The sequence below is a fragment of the Rhodobium gokarnense genome (genome assembly GCF_025961475.1).
GTDB classification, from domain to species: Bacteria; Pseudomonadota; Alphaproteobacteria; order Rhizobiales; family Rhodobiaceae; genus Rhodobium; species Rhodobium gokarnense.
Genome location: NZ_JAOQNS010000004.1, coordinates 141,886 through 160,031, shown reverse-complemented (window position 1 = coordinate 160,031; position 18,146 = coordinate 141,886). Strand labels below are relative to the sequence as shown.

Annotated in this window: 14 protein-coding genes; 6 read left to right on the top strand and 8 right to left on the bottom strand. The window is 66.8% G+C overall.

Features of this window, described 5'->3' with window-relative positions; translation table 11 throughout:
- Positions 1–53 precede the first annotated feature (53 nt).
- The 5 genes from M2319_RS08375 to M2319_RS08355 form a co-directional block, all read right to left on the bottom strand.
- A complete protein-coding gene (locus M2319_RS08375) occupies positions 54–1,361 on the bottom strand; it encodes a TRAP transporter large permease (protein WP_264601007.1) in 1,308 nt (435 codons plus the stop codon).
- The gene (locus tag M2319_RS08370; RefSeq protein WP_264601006.1) at positions 1,358–1,846 is read right to left on the bottom strand and encodes a TRAP transporter small permease; all 489 of its coding nucleotides are present in this window, start codon (positions 1,844–1,846) and stop codon (positions 1,358–1,360) included. Before M2319_RS08370 ends, M2319_RS08375 begins: the two co-directional genes overlap by 4 nt.
- A 219-nt stretch (positions 1,847–2,065) precedes the next feature.
- On the bottom strand, positions 2,066–3,097 hold the full coding sequence (locus tag M2319_RS08365; RefSeq protein WP_264601005.1) for a TRAP transporter substrate-binding protein: 1,032 nt from the start codon (positions 3,095–3,097) through the stop codon (positions 2,066–2,068).
- Between the two features lie 298 nt (positions 3,098–3,395).
- Positions 3,396–4,313 carry a ribokinase gene (locus M2319_RS08360; protein WP_264601004.1) on the bottom strand — a complete coding sequence of 306 codons (918 nt, stop codon included), beginning with the start codon at positions 4,311–4,313 and terminating at the stop codon, positions 3,396–3,398.
- A complete protein-coding gene (locus M2319_RS08355; RefSeq protein ID WP_264601003.1) occupies positions 4,310–5,263 on the bottom strand; it encodes a dihydrodipicolinate synthase family protein in 954 nt (317 codons plus the stop codon). The genes M2319_RS08360 and M2319_RS08355 overlap by 4 nt, the downstream gene beginning before the upstream one ends.
- A gap of 128 nt (positions 5,264–5,391) precedes the next feature.
- Between M2319_RS08355 and M2319_RS08350 the strand changes: the two genes are divergently transcribed.
- On the top strand, positions 5,392–7,374 hold the full coding sequence (locus M2319_RS08350) for an FG-GAP repeat domain-containing protein (protein WP_264601002.1): 1,983 nt from the start codon (positions 5,392–5,394) through the stop codon (positions 7,372–7,374).
- Positions 7,371–8,219, top strand: a complete 849-nt coding sequence (locus M2319_RS08345; protein ID WP_264601001.1) for a shikimate dehydrogenase family protein — start codon at positions 7,371–7,373, stop codon at positions 8,217–8,219. Before M2319_RS08350 ends, M2319_RS08345 begins: the two co-directional genes overlap by 4 nt.
- Before the next feature lie 21 nt (positions 8,220–8,240).
- On the opposite strand, the gene M2319_RS08340 is transcribed toward M2319_RS08345, so the two are convergent.
- Positions 8,241–9,029: an IclR family transcriptional regulator gene (locus tag M2319_RS08340; RefSeq protein ID WP_264601000.1), complete on the bottom strand. Its 789-nt coding sequence runs from the start codon at positions 9,027–9,029 to the stop codon at positions 8,241–8,243.
- A 317-nt stretch (positions 9,030–9,346) separates the two neighbouring features.
- On the opposite strand from M2319_RS08340, the gene M2319_RS08335 reads away from it, so the two are divergent.
- A complete protein-coding gene (locus M2319_RS08335) occupies positions 9,347–10,069 on the top strand; it encodes an SDR family oxidoreductase (RefSeq protein WP_264600999.1) in 723 nt (240 codons plus the stop codon).
- A gap of 58 nt (positions 10,070–10,127) precedes the next feature.
- Here the strand turns inward: M2319_RS08335 and M2319_RS08330 are convergent, their stop codons facing one another.
- Together M2319_RS08330 and M2319_RS08325 are read right to left on the bottom strand one after the other, a co-directional pair.
- Entirely contained in the window at positions 10,128–12,194 is a 2,067-nt protein-coding gene (locus M2319_RS08330; RefSeq protein ID WP_264600998.1) for a hydantoinase/oxoprolinase family protein, read from the bottom strand.
- Between the two features lie 8 nt (positions 12,195–12,202).
- Positions 12,203–14,017 (bottom strand): hydantoinase B/oxoprolinase family protein, encoded by a 1,815-nt coding sequence (locus M2319_RS08325; protein WP_264600997.1) that lies wholly within the window; start codon positions 14,015–14,017, stop codon positions 12,203–12,205.
- Between the two features lie 138 nt (positions 14,018–14,155).
- On the opposite strand from M2319_RS08325, the gene M2319_RS08320 reads away from it, so the two are divergent.
- The 3 genes from M2319_RS08320 (at position 14,156) to M2319_RS08310 (ending at position 18,093) form a co-directional block, all read left to right on the top strand.
- Positions 14,156–15,604 (top strand): NAD-dependent succinate-semialdehyde dehydrogenase, encoded by a 1,449-nt coding sequence (locus M2319_RS08320; RefSeq protein ID WP_264600996.1) that lies wholly within the window; start codon positions 14,156–14,158, stop codon positions 15,602–15,604.
- 166 nt (positions 15,605–15,770) lie between these two features.
- Entirely contained in the window at positions 15,771–16,892 is a 1,122-nt protein-coding gene (locus M2319_RS08315) for an ABC transporter ATP-binding protein (protein WP_264600995.1), read from the top strand.
- A 34-nt stretch (positions 16,893–16,926) separates the two neighbouring features.
- On the top strand, positions 16,927–18,093 hold the full coding sequence (locus tag M2319_RS08310; protein WP_264600994.1) for an ABC transporter substrate-binding protein: 1,167 nt from the start codon (positions 16,927–16,929) through the stop codon (positions 18,091–18,093).
- Positions 18,094–18,146 lie beyond the last annotated feature (53 nt).

Here is an 18,146-nt window from a genome sequence, read left to right as displayed (position 1 = left end):
GCAGTCGGTTCGACTGGCGCATTTCAGGCGATTTCGGCATCGCTCAAAATGCTCTAGACGACGAAGCCGAAATACCGCGGCAGGGCGAGCGCGAGCCACGGCCAGTAGGTGACGACGAAGAGCACGGCGACTTCCGCGCCGATGAACGGCAGGATGGCCTTTGCGCCGCGCTCCACCGGCAGTTTCGCGATCGCCGAGGCGATGAACAGGCACAGCCCGAGCGGCGGCGTGCCCTGGCCGATGATCAGGTTGAGCACCATGATGACGCCGAAATGGACCGGGTCGATGCCGTAGGAAACGGCGATCGGCGCCAGGATCGGCGACAGGATGATGAGGCTCGCGCCGCCGTCCATGAAGGTGCCGATGACCAGGAGCAGGATGTTGACGAGCAACAGGAAGACGATCGGCGACTCTGAGATCGACTGGAAGAAGGCGCCGATCAGCAGCGGCATCTGGAACACCGTCAGGGCATAGCTCAGGATCTTGGCGCAGCTGATGATCAGCATCACCGCGGCGGTCAGGATCGCCGTCCGCCGCAGCATCGCCGGCAGGTCGGAGACCGTCAGCGACCTCTGGATGCCGTAGCCGAAGATCAGCGCATAGAGCACGGCGAGCGCGCCCGCCTCCGTGGGCGTGACGACGCCGCCGAGGATGCCGCCGACGATGATCCCCGGCATCACCAGCGGCCACATGGCGTCCTTAGTGATGGTCAGCTTCTCGCGCATCGGGATCGAGCCCGTGCGGCGCGGGAATTTGTGTTTGCGGTCGAGGACGAGGACCGTCGCGATCAGCGACAGGCCGATCAGGATGCCCGGCACGACGCCGGCGATGAACAGCGCGCCGATCGAGGTACCGACGGAGACGCCGTAGATCACCATCATAATGCTCGGCGGGATGATCGGCCCGACCGTGGAGGAACTGGCCGTCACGGCGACGGCGATCTCCTTGCTGTAGCCTTCCTTTTCCATCGCCGGGATGAGCACGCCGCCGACCGCGGAGGTGTCGGCCTGCGCCGACCCGGTGATGCCGCCGAAGAACATGCTGGCAAGGATGTTGGCATTGGCGAGGCTGGCCGGCCAGCGGCCGATCAGCATCACCGAGAACTTGACCAGCCGGTCGGTGATGCCGGACCGGTTCATGATCTCGCCGGCGAGGATGAAGAGCGGAATGGCGAGCAGCGGAAAGAAGCCGATGCCGGAATAGAGCGATTGCGGGATGGCGATGAACGGGTCGCCGAAGGTCTGGCCCATGCTGATGACGAGGAGGCCGACCGCGCCGGCAAAGCCGAGCGACACATAGACCGGCACCCCGATCAGGATGAGGGCGAAGAGGAGCGCGATCAGCGAGACACCGGTGATCATGGCGCAACCTCGTCGGAATTGAAGGTGCCGTCGCGCACCGAGCGCACGGTCAGCTTGAGGAACTCGTAGAGGATCAGCACGCCGCCGAGCGGGATCGTGCCGTAGGCGAGCCACAGGGGAATGCCGATCATCGTCGTCGCGAGGTTGCGCGAGTCGTAGGCGTAGCCGGCCGAGGCCCAGATCAGGACGAGGAGGAAGACGATGGTGACGAGGGTGCCGAGGACCTTGAGGACGAGGCGCAGCCAGGGCTGCAGGCCGTTGACGATCAGCCTCAGGTCGATATGGGCGCCGTTGCGCGTCGCCAGCGCAGCGCCGACGAGGACCAGCAGGACCATCAGGTTGATGACCAGTTCGTCGACCCACAGGAGCCCGCTCGACAGCACGTAGCGGAAGAAAACCTGAACGAGCACGAGGACGACGATGACGCCCAGCGTCAGGACGCTGACGATTTCCTCAAACAGCTCGATGATCCGGTCGGGGCGCATGTGCTCTCTTATAGCCAGTCACGGTTGCCGCTTGCAGGTCCATTCGGCGCTGCCGCCTGCTTTTCGTGGGGAGCCGCGGATCAAGCCCCGGCGCCTGGCGGACACGCGAATACCGAGGGCTCGGAGGCATCCCCCCGGCCGAACCTGCCACTTGGGATTGGCGCGATCCTGCCGGGGGGCGGCTTGCTGGAGGCTTATTTTCGCGGTCTAGCCTCTCCTTTAGCCACCGTCGCGGACGGTGACGATCGTGTCGTAGAGCGCCTTGGTCTTTGCGTCGGCCGAGGCGAGGTATTCGTCGACCAGCGGCTGCACGGCCTTGCGGAACGCGGCCTTGTCGACTTCGTTGACCTGCACGCCCTTGTCCTTGAGGAGCTGGATGTCGCTGGCGACGGCCTTTTCCCACTTGGCGTTGAAGTCCTTCTGGGAGGCCTCGCCGGCCTTCATCACCGCGTCCTGCAGTTCCGGCGACAGGCTGTCGAACACCTTGGTGCTGATCATCTGCGGGTCGGGGATGATGAACTGCTGCGTCAGCGAGTAGTAGTCGGCAACCTCGTAGAACTTGTTGACGGCGATCACCGGCGGCGAGTTCTCCAGGCCGTCGATGACGCCCTGCTGGACCGCCGTATAGACTTCGCCCCAGGCCATCGGCACGCCGGTGGCGCCCATGGCGGTAATCGCCTTGGCGAGCATCGGGCTCTGCATGACGCGGATCTTGATGCCGCTGAGGTCTTCCGGCGAATTCACCGGGCGCTTGGAGTTGATGATGCTGCGCTCGCCCATGTTCCACCAGGCGATGATCTTGAAGCCGTTCGCCTCGGCGTCCTCGTTGAGGATCTTGGCGACGCGCGGATCGGACACGACGCGGATGGCGTCGGCGCCGTCATTGAACAGGAACGGCAGCGCGAAGATCGACCACAGCTCGCTGAAATTGCCGAGATCGGTGGCCGCGGCCTCGGTCATCTCGATGGAGCCGTTGCGCAGGCCCTCAAGGCTCTGGATCTTGTTGCCGAGCTGCGAGCTCGGGAAGAACTGAAACGCGATCTTTCCGTCGGAATACTCTTCCAGATATTTGCCGAGCTGGACGGCGCCGTCGCCCTGCTGGCCGCCGGCGGGAAAGACAGCGGAGAATTTCAGCGTGACCGCGTCGGCCGCTTTTGCCGGGCTCGACGCCGAAACGGCACCGACGAGCGCCGCGCTCGCAATCAGCGCCCCCAGGGTCGCGGTGAATCGTCTCCTCCGAATCTGGATCATTTCAGGCATCTCCCGTTTTTTGCGTTCGTTCGTCTGCTATCAAGCGTTCCGATTTCCGGAACGGCGTTTCTATTTAAATGCTGGTCCGCTTTTGAGTCAAGCTCGGCGACGCGAATCCGTCGACCGGGACAACACACCGCAGCAGGGGCGAACGCCGGCGTGCGGCGCGGCCGCTTCGGCAAAGGCGCTGGTTGCGGAGACCTGCGCAGGGCGCGCTAGGCCACACGCCCTGCAGGCGAGTGACCGGGGCTTGCGGCGAGGCCACTCTCCCGAACCGCAGGACGGCCGGGCGCGGCCCCTAACGAGCCTGCCGCGCGACGACCTCCTCAAAGGTCGGCATCGAGGGCCCGGCGCCGCGGCGCGAAACCGCCAGCGCGGCGGCGGCATTGGCGAACGCCAGGGCGTCGCGGAGGGGCTCGCTGGCAGAAAGCCGTGCGGCAAGCGCGCCGCAAAAGCAGTCGCCGGCTCCGGTCGTGTCGACCACCTCGGTATCGAGCCCGGCAACGAAGATCTCTTGCCCGGCGCCGACGGCGACAAGCCCGTCCGCCCCGAGCGTGACGACGACCCACTGGTCGTCGCGGGACAACAGGCCGCGCGCGAGAGCAATGCTGGCCTCCGGTGACGACGCGGCGTCGGGACGGCCGGCATAGGTCGCAAGCTCGGTCTGGTTGACGATGAGGATGTCGGAAAGGTCGAACAGGAAGCGCCCGTCCGGCAGTGCCGGCGCCGGATTGAGGATGCGCGTGCCGGACGCCGCCCCCGGCGCATCGAAGAAGGCCTTGATGGCGGCAAGCGGCATTTCGAACTGGGCGAGCCGGACGGCGGGCGCGGACGGGACCGGCACCGGGCCGCCGTCTTCGTCGAAGACAAAGTCGTGGTTCGCGCCGGCGAGGATGACGATGGAGTTTTCCCCGGCGGCGGAGACGTAGATCGAGGCCTGCCCCGTTCGCCTGCCGGCCAGCACCTTCAGCCCGGCCGTGTCGATGCCGTTGTCCTGCAGGTTTTTTGCAAGGACCGCGCCGTAGTCGTCGTCGCCCACCGCGCCGAAAAACGCCGTCGGCGCGCCGCAGCGCGCGCTGGCAATCGCCTGGTTGGCGCCCTTGCCGCCGGGATAAAGGTTCTGGGCGCTCGCCGCGATCGTCTCCCCCGCCTGCGGCAGGGTGTTGACGGAAAGGACGACATCCATGTTGACGCTGCCAAGGACGATGACGCTCATGACGGGGCCCCATTCGCCCGTTCGGCGATCAGCCCGCGAAACCGCTCCGCGCCGGCCTCGATGTGATCGAGGATCGCTTCGATCGCCCAGTGCCGCTCGACGATATCGTAGGTGACGACGCGGCTTGCCAGCGAACGGACCGTGCCGAGCCGCTGGTGGTGGAGCTTGGCAAGGACCGGATAGCCCATCGGCTCGGCCGTCGCGGCAAGCACCAGGAAGGTCGCCAGGTCTTCGGACAGCGGATCGCCGGACGCCCCGTGCCGATAGAGCCAGGCGTAAAGGTCCGGATGGAAATTGGTGAAGACGCCCGCAAACCCCTTCGATCCGGCCTGCATGGCATCGAACGCGATAGCAGCGTTGGCGTTGACGATCGAAAACCCGCTGCCCTTCACAAGCCCGATCCGGCGCGTGACGGTATCGAGGTCGCAGGAGACGTCCTTCAGCACCCGGAACCGGCCGGTATCAAGGCAGAGCCTCAACTCGTCGTCGCTCAAGAGCCGCCGGAACGGGGCCGGGCATTCATAGAGCCCGAGCGGCAGGTCGGCCGGAAGCTGCGACAAAAGCGCCTGAAGACTGCCGCGAAACGCTTCAAAGCCCTGATTCTCGGTATCGAGCCGGTTGGTGACGAGGACGAGCCCGTCGATGCCGCAGTCCGCCATGGCCGAGAGTTCTCGGATCTGGTCCTCGGGAGCGCTCGCCACGTGGCCGGAGGCGATCACCGGCACCCGCCCCCCTGCCCGGTCCACCACGAAGCGGGCGATCGCCACCCGCTCCTCAAGGCCCAGGAACTGCATCTCGCTCGACTGGCAGACGGCAAACAGCGTGTCGGCGCCGTTCGCGATGTACCACGCAACGAGCCGCTCAAGGCTCTGAAAATCGACCTTTCCGCCGTCGTCGAACGGCGTCAGCATGACGGGAACGATGCCGTCGATGGCCCTCACCCTGTCCATAACGTCCCTTTCCCGGCCGCCCCGGCGGGCAATCCGTCGCCGCCATGGATTTCTTGGCCGTGCATCTTGTTCCGAATTTCGAAATGATGTTCTATATGGAACATTGTTCGTAATAACTGAGCGGCGCGATGAACGTCAAGAGATGGGAAGACGATGCGGTCGTCTGGAACGGCCCGGCATATTTCGGCCAGCGCATCGGCTACGCGCCGTCGGTCACCAAAGGATATGTCTCGGGGCGCATCATAACCTGCGTCGACGTGGTCGACTGGGATGGCGACGGCGGCCGCGACCTCATCCTGTCGAGCTGGGACGCCTGCTATGACGGCCAGGTCTATCTGCGCGAAGAGATCGGCACCAATCCCGACGGCACCCCGGTCCTCGGTCCGGAGCGTCTGGTCGAGGGCGTGCGCGGCTATGTGACCGCGGTCCGGGACGGCGACGTCTTCCATCTCGTCTCCGCCTCGCGCATGCGCAAGGCCATCTACCTCTACCCCAATATCGGCACCCGCCAGGACCCGCGCTTCGGTGAGCCGGTGCGCCTGGACCTCGATGCCGACTGGGTCAAGGGCAACGAGTTCTACCACGTCGCGCGCTTCGTCGACCTTGACGGCGACGGTGCGCCGGAACTCGTCGTCGGCACCGATTTCTGGGACGACTACTGGCCGAACGGGCTGGAATGGAACGACCACGGCTATCGCGGCTACGATGCGGCGGACCGCTGGCTCGGCGGGCCCCTGCGCGCCTATCTCTACCGCTTCCGCAACACCGGCACCCTGACCGAGCCAAAGCTGGAAAAAGGCGTGCCGATCACCGCCGGCGACGGCCCGCTGGAGGTCTACGGCCAGCTCGCGCCCGCCTTCGGCCGCTTCTCAGATCCCGCCCGCCTCGACCTCATCTGCGGCGAGTTCTGGAACATCCTGCATCTTGGCGCCGGCTGCACCGACCGCTCGGTCGCCATGCCGGCCCTCATAGAGACCCCCGAAAGCACGCCGCTCGCCCTCGACCACTGCATCAACATCCCCTGCGTCGTCGACTGGGACGGCGACGGCCGGCCGGACATCCTCGTCGGCGCCGAGGACGGCTATGTCTCCTTCATCCGCAACACGGGGACCAATGCCGACGGCGCACCCGTCTTCGTCAACGAGGGCCGCATCGAGACGACCGAGCCGGTCGTCCATGCCAGCGTCCTGCCGGCGCCCGCCGCCCACGACTTCAACGGCAACGGCCTTGCCGATCTCATCGTCGGCAACTCCACCGGCGAATTGCTGTTCTATCCCAACCTCGGCCCCCGGCACGCACCGGAACTTGGCCGCGAGGTCAAGCTGACCGCCGCAGGTGCGGAGATCCGCGTCCGGGCCGGCCTCACCGGCTCGATCCAGGGCCCCTCGGAAAAGATGTTCGGCTACACCTGCCCGACCGTTGCCGACTGGAACGGCGACGGCCTGCCCGACATCCTGATGAGCGACATCCACGGGCGCCACGTGTTCTTCCGCAACGAGGGCGGCACCTACCCGCCCGCCTTCGCGAAAGAACAGCTCCTCACCTATGCCGGCAAACCCCTGAAGACCGTCTGGCGCGTGCGCCCCGCCGTCGTCGACTGGCTGGGAGACGGCCGCCTCCATTACGTCGCGCTCGACGACGACGGGTGCCTTTGCGACTTCGAGCGCGAGAGCGACACGGTCCTCGTCAACAAGCGGCTGCTCTCTTTCGAAAGCGGCGATGTCGTGCGGTTCACCAACGATGTCGGCGGCGGACGCGGCCGCGTGAAGCTGTGCCTCTGCGACTGGTTCGGCACCGGGACTTATCACCTGATCGTCGGCACCCATGCCCGCGCCTCCGTCCCGCCAGGCCCGGAAAGCCCGCCGCGCGGCACCACCGGCCAGGCCGGCATCTTCCTCCTTGAAAACACCGGCAGCAACGCGCGCCCGGTGTTCGCCGAACCGCAAGTCTTCGCCTTCGACGGAAAAACCATCGCCATGGGCATGCACGCCTGCTCGCCCGAGGCCGTCGACTGGACCGGAACCGGCGAGCTCGGCCTGGTCGTCGGTGTCGAAGACGGAAGCCTCGTCTGGCTGGAACGCAACCGCCTGTCCTGGGGCAAGCCCGAATGACTGTTGAAACCTCCGCCGCGCGCGCCCGCCAGACCGCCGAAACGCCGGATGCCATCGACGGCAGCACGAAGATCATCGGCATGCTCGGCGATCCGATCGCCCAGGTCCGCACGCCCCAGGCAATCAACCCGCTGTTTCGCGAGCTCGGAGCGAACATCGTCTGCGCGCCCCTGCGCGTCGCCCGCCAGGATCTCCGCGCCGTCTGGACCGGATTGCGGGCGGTCGGCAACGTCATCGGCCTCACCCTGACCCTGCCGCACAAGGAAGACGCCATCGCGCTCTGCGACAGCCTCGATCCGGAGGCCGAACGGGTCGGCGCCGTCAATGTGGTGCGCCGCGAGGCCGACGGCAGCTTCTGCGGCTACCAGTTCGACGGCCGCGGCTTCGTCGACGGCCTCCTCAGCCAGCACCACGATCCCAGAGGCCGCAACTGCCTCCTGCTCGGCGCCGGCGGCGCGGCAAAGGCCATCGCCTTCGCCCTGCTTGAGGCCGGCGTCGTCACCGTCACGATCTGCAACCGCACCCGGCCGAAGGCCGAGGCGCTCGCCGACCATGTCAATCGCGTCCTCGGCACAGGGCGGGTCCTTGCCGGCGATCCGGTGCCCTGCGACCACGACCTCATCGTCAACGCAACCTCGCTCGGCATGCGCGCCGACGATCCCCTGCCCGTCGCCGTCGACCGCATCAACGCCACCATGCTGGTCGCCGACGTCATCGCCGAGCCGGCCAAGACACGGCTGTTGCGCGAGGCGGAGAAGCGCGGCGCGGCGATCCACTCCGGCGAACACATGATCGCCAACCAGATCCACCTGATCGCCCGGCATTTCGTCGACGCCGCGCGGTGACGTCCGAAGCGCGCCGCACCCTCAGAACGCGGCGTCGGCGAACTCCATCAGCACGTCGATCCCGCGAAGCTGATCGGCCGCGGCGCGCAGCTTCGGCAGGTGCCCCACCAGAACCTCTTCGGAGAGGCGCGACGTCGGCCCGGCGATCGAGACCGTGGCGACGATGGTGTCGGCCGATTTGGCGCTCGGGATGCCGACCGCAATCGCGACAATCCCCGGATCCGCCTCTTCCAGCGCCAGGCCGTAGCCGCGCTCCTTGGTCTTTGCCAGCTCGGCCTGCAGGTCCTCGATCGTCTGGATGACGTTGGGCCCGTGCTGTTGCGGCGTGCCGAACCCGTCCCGAAGCACGTAGCGCAGCGCCTGCTCGGTCGACAGCGAGGCGAGCCAGACCTTGCCCGTCGCCGTCGCATGCAGGGCCACCTCGTGGCCCATCACCGGATCGATGACGAGGCTGCTCTTTGCCCCTTGCGCCTTGGCCACCCAGACCAGCGTGTCGTCGTTGACCATCGACAGCCGGACGAGGTCGCCGATCTCGCCGGCCAGCCGGTCGAGCACATGCTGGCACTCGTCCAGGATCCCGGTATTGGACAGGAACCGGAACCCGAGAACGGGCATCTTCAGCGTCAGGCGATAGTCGCGGGAAGGCAACTGGACCACGTAGCCGGTGCTGCACAGGGAATTGAGCAGCCGGTGCGCGGCGCTCTTGGGGATCTGCGCCCGGCTCGCGGTATCACCGAGGGACAGGCCGAGACGGTGGTCGGCGAGGATTTCAAGGATGGTGAAACAGCGATCGAGGCTGGAAGACGACATTTGGCAATTCCATTTGAAACGACGTTCTGAAAATACACGCTCCTTCGCCAATGCCAAGCGCGTTTGGCCGACCGCGGCGGTTCGCGCCAAAGCTTGCGATGCGTCCGTGCCGGCCAACAACCAAGGCGCCCGGATTTGCGGCGATAGGGCGCAATGCGCCAAAAAGCCGAGATGAACGCTTGAAGGCGATCCCGATCCTCTGTAACCAGAACATCGTTCCATTATTCGGAACAATCGATCGGCGGGACATCGCTACGGCAGCGGCGCCCGGCAGCAGGGAGACAGGGTCTATGCGTTTTTCAGGCAGGATTGCTTTGGTGACCGGTGCGGCCCACGGCCTTGGCCGGCGCATGGCCCTCGACCTTGCGGCGGATGGCGCGACCGTCGCCGTCAACGACGTTGCGGCCGATGCCGCCCGGCAAACCGCCGACGAGATCGTCGCGGCCGGCGGCAAGGCCCTGCCGGTGATCGCCGACGTCAGCGACAGCGCGGCCGTGGCGCGCATGCTTCAGGAGATCGAGGCCGCATCGGCGGGTCCCCTCGACATCCTCATCAACAATGCCGGGATCGGCGATTTCGTGTCCTGGCCCGAGATCACGGATGCGAAATGGCGCCGGCTCATCGACATCCACCTGACCGGAACCTTCAACTGCTGCCGCGCCGCGCTGCCGGGGATGATCGCGCGCGGCTACGGCAAGGTGCTCAACATCAGCTCCGTCGCCGGCAAGCGCGGCGACTTCCTCGGCAACGCCCACTACACGGCGGCCAAGGCCGGCATCATCGGACTGACGAAATCGCTGGCGGCCGACGTCGCCGCCAAGGGCGTCAACGTCAACGCCCTGGCGCCGGGCCTCGTCCGCACCGAGCTGACCGACGAGATGTCGCCGGAGCTGAAGGCGAACACGCTCGGCCGCATCGCCATCGGCCGGCTCGGCGAGGCAGCAGAAATCTCCAGCGCCGCCCTCTTCCTCGTGTCGGACGCCGCCAGCTACATCGTCGGAGAGACGCTGAGCGTGAACGGCGGCTCCTATATGGACTGACGCCGGTCACGCGACCGGCGCCGCGCCGGCCGCCGGTCATGCCCGCCGCTCGGGACGCTCAGGCGACGTCTCCGAGCAGCATCTGGTAATTGTCCTCGCTGTCGAGCGTCACCCGGGCGTCTTGCGGCACCAGGATCGTCGTCGTCGGCTCTTCGATGATCGCCGGCCCGTCGAGGGTATCGCCCGGCCGCAGTTCTTCGCCGAAATAGACCGGACACTCGACCATGCCGGACCGCTCGTGCATGTAGACGCGGCGGGAAAGCTTCGGCGTCGCGGACCTCGATGTCGCCGCCGGCATGCCGGCCGGCGCGATGCGGCCGGGGCGCACGCCGGTGGCGCGCACCTTCCAGGTCGTGAACTCCACCACGTCGCCGTCCATGCGGACCGAATAGACCCGCTCGTGCATGTCGTGGAACGCAGCGACGAGGGCCTCGACATCCGCCTCGGTGATGTGCCCATCCGTCGGCATGAACGGGACCTCGATCTCCCAGCTCTGGTAGCGGTAGCGCGCCAGGAAGACATAGTCGAAGCGCTGGCGCTCCTCAGGCACGCCGGCGCGGTCGAGGAACGCCTTGCCCGCAGCGTAAAGATCGTCGAGGACGCCGTTGACCCGGTCGACGTCGAACGCATCGGAGGCATGGAGCTGGCTCGCCACCTCCTCCCGGCGCATGTCCGAGATCAGGCCGCCGAAGGCCGACAGGCCCGCGGCAAAGCGCGGAATGAGGATTTCCGTGATCCCCATCTCGCGTGCGATCTCGGCGATGTGCAGCGCCGTCGCGCCGCCGCCGACGACAATCGAGCTGTCGCGCGGATCGATGCCCTCCTTCACCGTCATGTCGGTGATCAGGCCGACCATGGTGTTGTTGGAGGTGGTGAAGATGGCATGGGAAAGGGCCTCGATGGAAAGGCCGAGCGTCTCCGCAAGCGGCGAGAGCACGCTTTCCGCCGCAGCGCGATCGAGCGGCATCGAGCCGCCGAGGAAATGGTCCGGGTCGAGATAGCCGAGCACCAGATTGGCATCGGTGATCGTCGGCTGGGTGCCGCCGCGACCGTAGCAGGCCGGACCCGGCACCGCGGCCGCGCTGTGCGGGCCGACGCGCAGCATGCCGCCGGCATCGACCCAGGCGATGGAGCCGCCGCCGGCACCGACCGAGCGCACGTCGATCTTGGCCATGCCGAGCATGTCCGGGCCGATCCAGGCCTCCGGCGAGACGACCGGCGCGCCGTCCCGCAAGGCGGAGACGTCGAAGGTGGTCCCGCCCATGTCCGCGACGATCAGGTTGCGGCCCGGGAGAAGCTGCTGGGCCGCCATCGGCGCCAGGGTCGGCCCCGACATGACGCTATAGATCGGCCGCCGGATCAGTTCCTCCGGGGGCATCATGCCGCCCATGCAGTTGGCGAGCAGAAGATCCTTGTCGTAGCCGGCCGCGTCGAGCGCGCCGGTCAGCGCGCGCACATAGGAGCTGACGATGGGCTGCAGCGAGGCATCGATGACGGTGGCGATAGTGCGCCGGTACTCCCGGCCGATCGGATTGAGCTCGTGGCTGAGCGTCACCGGCACCTCCGGCCACATATCGGCAATGATCTCCCGCGTCCTGATCTCGTGCGCAGGATTGGAGATCGACCACAGATAGGCAACGCCGATGGCCTCGGCGCCGCCCGCCCGGAGCGCGTCCACGGCCGCCACGACCGAGGCCTCGTCAAGCGGCTCCAGTTCGTTGCCGGCGGCATCCATGCGGCCGGTGATGCCGAAGGTGCGCCCGCGGGAGACGTAGGGGTCCGGATAGTCGAGGCGCCAGTCGAAGACGGGCTTCGGCAGCGCCTCGCGGATGGTCAGCACATCGAGATGGCCGGCATTGCACAGATAGCCGGTGCGCGCCACCTTGCGCTCCACGAGGGCATTGGTGGAGACGGTCGAGCCATGGACGATGCGGTCGACCTTTTGGAGGAAGTCCGCCAGCGTCATGCCGAAGCCCTCGGCCGATGTCTCGATGGCGTTCATGAAGCCGTTCTGGAAGACCCCCGGCGTCGTCGGGACCTTGAAGATGTGGCGCCCGCCGTCGGGCGCCTCCACGAGGCAGTCCGTGAAGGTGCCGCCGATATCGATACAGAGTTCGTAAGTCATGCCTGCCCTCAGAGCGCGCCGCGCAGTTGCGCGGTGGTGGTGTCATCAAGGTCCCAGTCGAGCGCTTCCGGGTTCCAGGAAACGGCGACCCGGTGGATGTCGCGGGCCCGCTCCGGGCTGACCCAGCCACGCCGCACCGAGCGCAGCACGCGCTGCGGGTCGCGGGCCGCCGGATCGCCGTAGCCGCCGCCGCCGCAGGCGCGGAACCGCACGGCCTCGTCGGCGGCGATCGTCGCATCGCCGAAGGCCGGCAATGTCGTGACGGTGCCGTCGGCCTCGCGCCGCCAGTTGCCGGATGTGGCCGCCGCCCCGCCGCCGGCAACGCCCTTTGCCGGGGTGACGTCGCCGTCCGAGCCCCAGTAGACGGTCATGGCGCCGCCGAGCGGGCGGAACGCCCCCTCGATGCCCGGCGCACCGTCCCAGGTGCCAGGCCCACCGGAATCCCGGGCGCAGCCGCGCTCCTCGATGACGATCGGGTACATGCCCTCGACGACCTCAACCGAATCGACCTGCATCTGGCCGCCGTCGCAGGCCGCTCCCGAGGACAGCCAGCCGTCATAGCCGTGCGAGGCGCCGCCGCCGCCATAGCCGATGAAGACCTGGTTGACGAAGGGAAGACCGCCGCGCGTCGCATCCTCGCCGGAAATGACAGCCTCGCCGAGCGCCTGGGAATAGGCGAACTCGCCCATGCCGTTATTGGTGCCGATCTGGGCAAAGCAGGAGGCGACGGCCGCGATCAGCCGGCTGGTGAGATTGGTGGTCGCCACCGAGGTGCCGACCGGATAGCGCGGAATGCCGAGGGCGCAGTTCTCCCTCAGCCGGATGCGGATGCGGTCGGCGCTGCCCTGGTTGTGCGGCAGGTCGGGGTTGAGATTGTAGAAGACGCCGATGCGGCAGGAGGCGGTGGCCGTCGCCTCGGTAAGGTTGAGCCCGCCCGGGACGCAGTCGACATTGTCCGTCGTATCGACGGTGATCGTACCCGCATCGGGGTCGATCTCGACCTCCACATTGACCGGAATGCCGTCCTCGGCGACGCCCGGCACCGGGTCGTGCCGGTTCTCGAAGCGCCAGCGTCCCTTCGGCAGCTTGGCGATTTCCGCGGCCATCATCCGGTCGCCATAGTCCATCCATTCGCGGATGAAGGCCTTGATCACATCGGTGCCGTAGCGCTCCGCCAGTTCCTTCAGCCGCCGCTCGCCGATGCGGCAGGCGCCGACCTGCGCCAGGTAATCGCCGTACCACAGGTCCGCAACGCGGATCTTGGTGCGGCACATGCGGATGATGTCGGCGCGGTCCTTAAGACCCTCCTGGATGCGCACGCAGGGGAGATGCACGCCCTCCTCGTAGATGGTCGCAGCCTCCGTGAGATAGGTCGTCGGGATCGGCGCGCCGATATCGGCATGGTGCGCCCGCGACAAGGTCCAGAACATCGGTTCGTCGTCGACGAAGACGGGCACGCACAACGTCATGTCGGCGTGGTGCGAGTTGCCCGTATAGGGGCAGTTGTTCATGAACGCATCGCCGGGCCGGATGTCGTCGAAGAACTCCGTCAGCGGCCTCGTCGCCTGTTCCAGCGCGGCGATGTGGATCGGAATGCAGTCCTCAACGGACAAGAGCCGGTGATCGAAGGTCAGGAGCCCGCAGGAAAAGTCCTTGGAGTTCTTGATCACCGACGAGCGGCTCGCCTTCATCAGCGTCGCGTTCATTTCCCTGACGATCGCCGACAGTCGTGCCGACAGCACCGGCAGGAGATGCGGCTCGAGCGGGCTGCCTGCCGCCGCCTCCCCCAACGTCTCCCGCGCCGTTCCGGTCGCTTGTGCCATGAGCCGCCCTTTCTCGTGAGATTTCCTATTGCGTGATCACAGATCACAGCATAGGGTTAAATACGGAAAGCGGACTCCGCAAGCGGAAAATCCCCCCGCCGCTGCCGAAAGACATCACCAGCAGGTTTGACGACACCAATGCCCGACACTTCCTATCCCGAGACGATCGGCCTCTTCATCGACGGCCAGTGGATCGGCGCAAACGCGCGGGACTCCTCGCCCCTCGTCGACCCCGGCTCCGGCGCCGAACTCGGCCGCGTGCCCCATGCGACGGCCGCCGATCTCGACGCCGCGATCGCGGCATCGGTCGCCGGGTTCCGCGCCTGGAAGGCAAAGACGGCGCTGGAGCGCGCCACCATCATGGGCCGCGCCGCCGACCTGATGGCCGAACGGGCGGACACCATCGCCAAGACGCTGACGCTGGAAAACGGCAAGCCCTTCGCCGAGGCAAAGGGTGAGACCCTGTTTTCCGTCGATGCCACGCGATGGTACGCGGAGGAAGGCAAGCGCGCCTACGGCCGGATCGTCCCCGGCCGCGCCGCCGGCCAGCGCCAGATGGTGCTGAAGGAACCGGTCGGCCCGGTCGCCGCCTTCGCCGCGTGGAATTTTCCGGCTTCCAACGCCATCCGCAAGATCGCCGGGGCGCTCGGCGCCGGCTGCTCGATCATCCTGAAGGCGGCCGAGGAAACGCCGGGAACGGCCGTCGCCTTCGCCCGCTGCTTTCAGGAGGCCGGCGTGCCGGACGGCGCGCTCAACCTCGTCTTCGGCGTCCCCGACGACATCTCGCTGCACCTGATCGCCGCGCCCGAGATCAAGAAGATCTCGCTGACCGGCTCGACCCGCGTCGGCAAGCTCTTGCAGGCCCGCGCGGCCGAGACCCTGAAGCGGTCCACCATGGAACTGGGCGGCCACGCCCCGGTCATCGTCTTTGCCGATGCCGACGTCGACCACGCGGTCGCGACCCTTGCGGCAGCGAAGTTCCGCAATGCCGGCCAGGTCTGCACCTCGCCGACCCGGTTCTTCATCCACGAAAGCATCTACGAGGCATTCGCGGAAAAGATGGCCGCGGCCGCCGGTGCCCTCACCATCGGCCACGGCCTTGAGCCGGACACCAGGATGGGCCCGATGATCGCCCCGCGCCGCCTTGAGGCGATGACCGATCTCGTCACGGACGCGACCGGCAAGGGCGCTCGGCTCCTGACCGGCGGCGAGGTGCTGCACCGCCCCGGCAACTATTTCGCCCCGACCGTCCTTGCCGATATTCCGGAAAACGCCCGGATCATGTCGGAAGAGCCGTTCGGACCGATCGCCTCGCTGACCCCGTTCGCCGAATTCGACGAGGTGATGGAGCGGGCGAATGCCCTGCCCTACGGCCTTGCCTCCTTCGTCTTCACCCGCGACGGCGGCCTTGCCCAGCGCGCCGAACTCGCCCTTGAAGCAGGCCTTGTCGGCGTCAACCACACGGGCATTTCGACACCCGAAACCCCGTTCGGCGGCGTCAACGAATCCGGCTTCGGGTCGGAAAGCGGCATCGAGGGCCTGGAAGCCTACCAGCGGGTGAAGTTCGTCTCCGAGGTCTTCCCGTGATCGCCGCGCCCGCTCGCACCTGTCAGAAACGTAACTTTCTTTCCGGGCCGAAATCGCCAAGATGGAAAGATGTTATCAAAAATAACAAAAACCGGATGACGGGCCGCGGTCCGGCCGCAACGGGACATGAGAGTGGTGCCCGATGGGATTGAGTGAGCGGCAGATGATGACGGAAGACCGAACGGTCGAGGCCGCCACGCCGCGCCCGGCGCGCATCCTGGAGGTCGACCACCTCTTCCACAGCTTCGGCGATTTCACCGCCCTCAACGACGTCAGCCTCAGCGCCAACAGCAGCGAATTCGTCACCCTGCTCGGGCCGTCCGGCTCCGGCAAATCGACGCTCCTGCGCATCCTTGCCGGGCTGGAACTGCCGACCAAGGTCGACGCCCTGATCCTCGACGGCCACGACGTCTCGGACGTGCCCGCCAACCGCCGCAACGTCGCCACCGTCTTCCAGCACTACGGCCTGTTCCCGCACCTGAACGTCCTTGAGAACGTCGAATACGGGCTAAGGGTGCGCAAGGTGCCGAAGGCGGAACGGCGCGAGCGCGCCCTGCGCATGCTGGACCAGGTGCAGCTTTCCGACTTCGCCCACCGCAGCATCGCAAAGCTCAGCGGCGGCCAGAAGCAGCGTGTCGCCCTTGCCCGCAGCCTGGTGCTGGAACCGGTGATCCTGCTCCTCGACGAGCCGCTCGGCGCCCTCGACGAAAAGCTCAGGATCGACATGCAGGTGGAGCTCCTGCAGCTCCAGCGCAGCCTCGGCATGACCTTCATCTACGTGACCCATTCCCAGGAGGAGGCGCTGACCATGAGCGACCGCATCCTGCTGATGAACCAGGGCCGCATCGTCCAGGAAGGAACGCCGGAGGAGATGTTCGACCGGCCGGCAAGCCGCTTTGCCGCCAGCTTCATGGGCATGGAGAACATGTTCGAAGCCGTGGTCGCCGAGGTCGGACCCGAAACCGTCACGGTCACTGCCGACGGCGTGACCTTCTCCGGCATCTGGGCCGCCTCCGGCGCGCCGGCCGCCGGCGACCGGGTCTGCTGCGCGTTCCGCTCCGAAAAGGTGCGCATTGCCGGCGATGGCGCGCCCGAGCCCGGCCTCAACCGGATCGAGGGGAGCCTCGAAAGCCGCATCTACAAGGGCAAATATCTCGACATCACCTACCGGACCGCGATCGGACCCTTACGCATGCGCGAGTGGGACGCCCATGCCGTGACCGACGAGTCCGTCCGGATCGAATGGCGCGCAAGCCAGACGATCCTCTTTCCCGCCAACGAACAATAATCCGCCTCCAATCACCAACAGAGGAACCATCCGCATGACCACTTCCAAGATCTCCTCCCGGCTCTCACGCCGCTCCGTCCTGAAGGGGGGTGTCACCCTTGGCGCCGCCGCCCTCGCCGCCCCCTATTATGCCCGCAACGCCTTTGCCGCCTCCGGCAAGGTCCGGGTGCTGGGCGTCACCACCTGCGCCCTGCCAAGCTGGGACGGGTTCGCCAAGGACACCGGCCTTGAGATGGACTTCGTGGCGATCAATTCCGACCCCGGCCTCTACGTCCAGGAAGTCGTCGCCAACGAGGCCGGCGACGACTACGACATCTTCATCTTCGACGGCGGCATCGAGGACCGGCTCGGCGCCTCGGGCCACTTCCAGGTGCTCGATCCCTCGGCCATGGAGCTGTGGGGCGACGTCTCGGCCGACGTCAAGTCGAGCCCGCTGCTGCAGGGCGTCGACGGCGCCCAGTACGGCGCCCCGATCGTCTTCAACGCCGACAGCTTCGGCTACTGGGTCGGCGATGTCGCACCGGCCGACGAGGAACTGTCCTGGGGCATGGTGTTCGAGAACGAGAAGATGCTCGGCAAGATCTCCCTGGAAGACACCTGGCTGACCACCCTGCCCAACGCCGCGCTCTATCTCCTCGGCAAGGGCGAGAAGATCGGCGATCCCTCCAACATGACGCCGGAAGAGGCGAAAATGGTCGCCGACTTCCTGATCGAGCGCAAAAAGGCCGGCCAGTTCCGTGCCTTCTGGCATTCCTACGAGGAATCCGTCGACATGCTCGGCAACAAGGAAGTCCTCATCGAGGAATGCTGGGAGCCGGTCGTCAAGCAGTTGCAGCGCGACGGCAAGGACGTCGTCTACGCCAACTGCAAGGAAGGCTATTCCAAGTGGATGATCGGCGCCTACCTGCCGAGCCAGGCCGAGGGCGAGCGCCTTGAGAAGGCCTACAAGGCCATCGACTGGTTCCTCGGCGGTGACTACGGCGCCCAGATCGCCGTCAACCAGGGCTATGCCACGGCCAACCCGACGGCATCGCTGAAATTCGCCACCGACGCCGGCTGGGACGCGGAAAAGATCGGCGCCATCAAGGCCAATATGGCCAAGGTGGAGCGCAAGATGGCGCTGCCGCACTACTGGCAGAACTCCTCGCCCGACAATGTCGAGGCGATCGAGGCCGAGTGGTCCCGCTTCAAGCAGGCCTGATCCCCTCATCCGAAGTCCGGTCCGGGCGCCTCCCCGCAGCCGGGGGCGTCCGG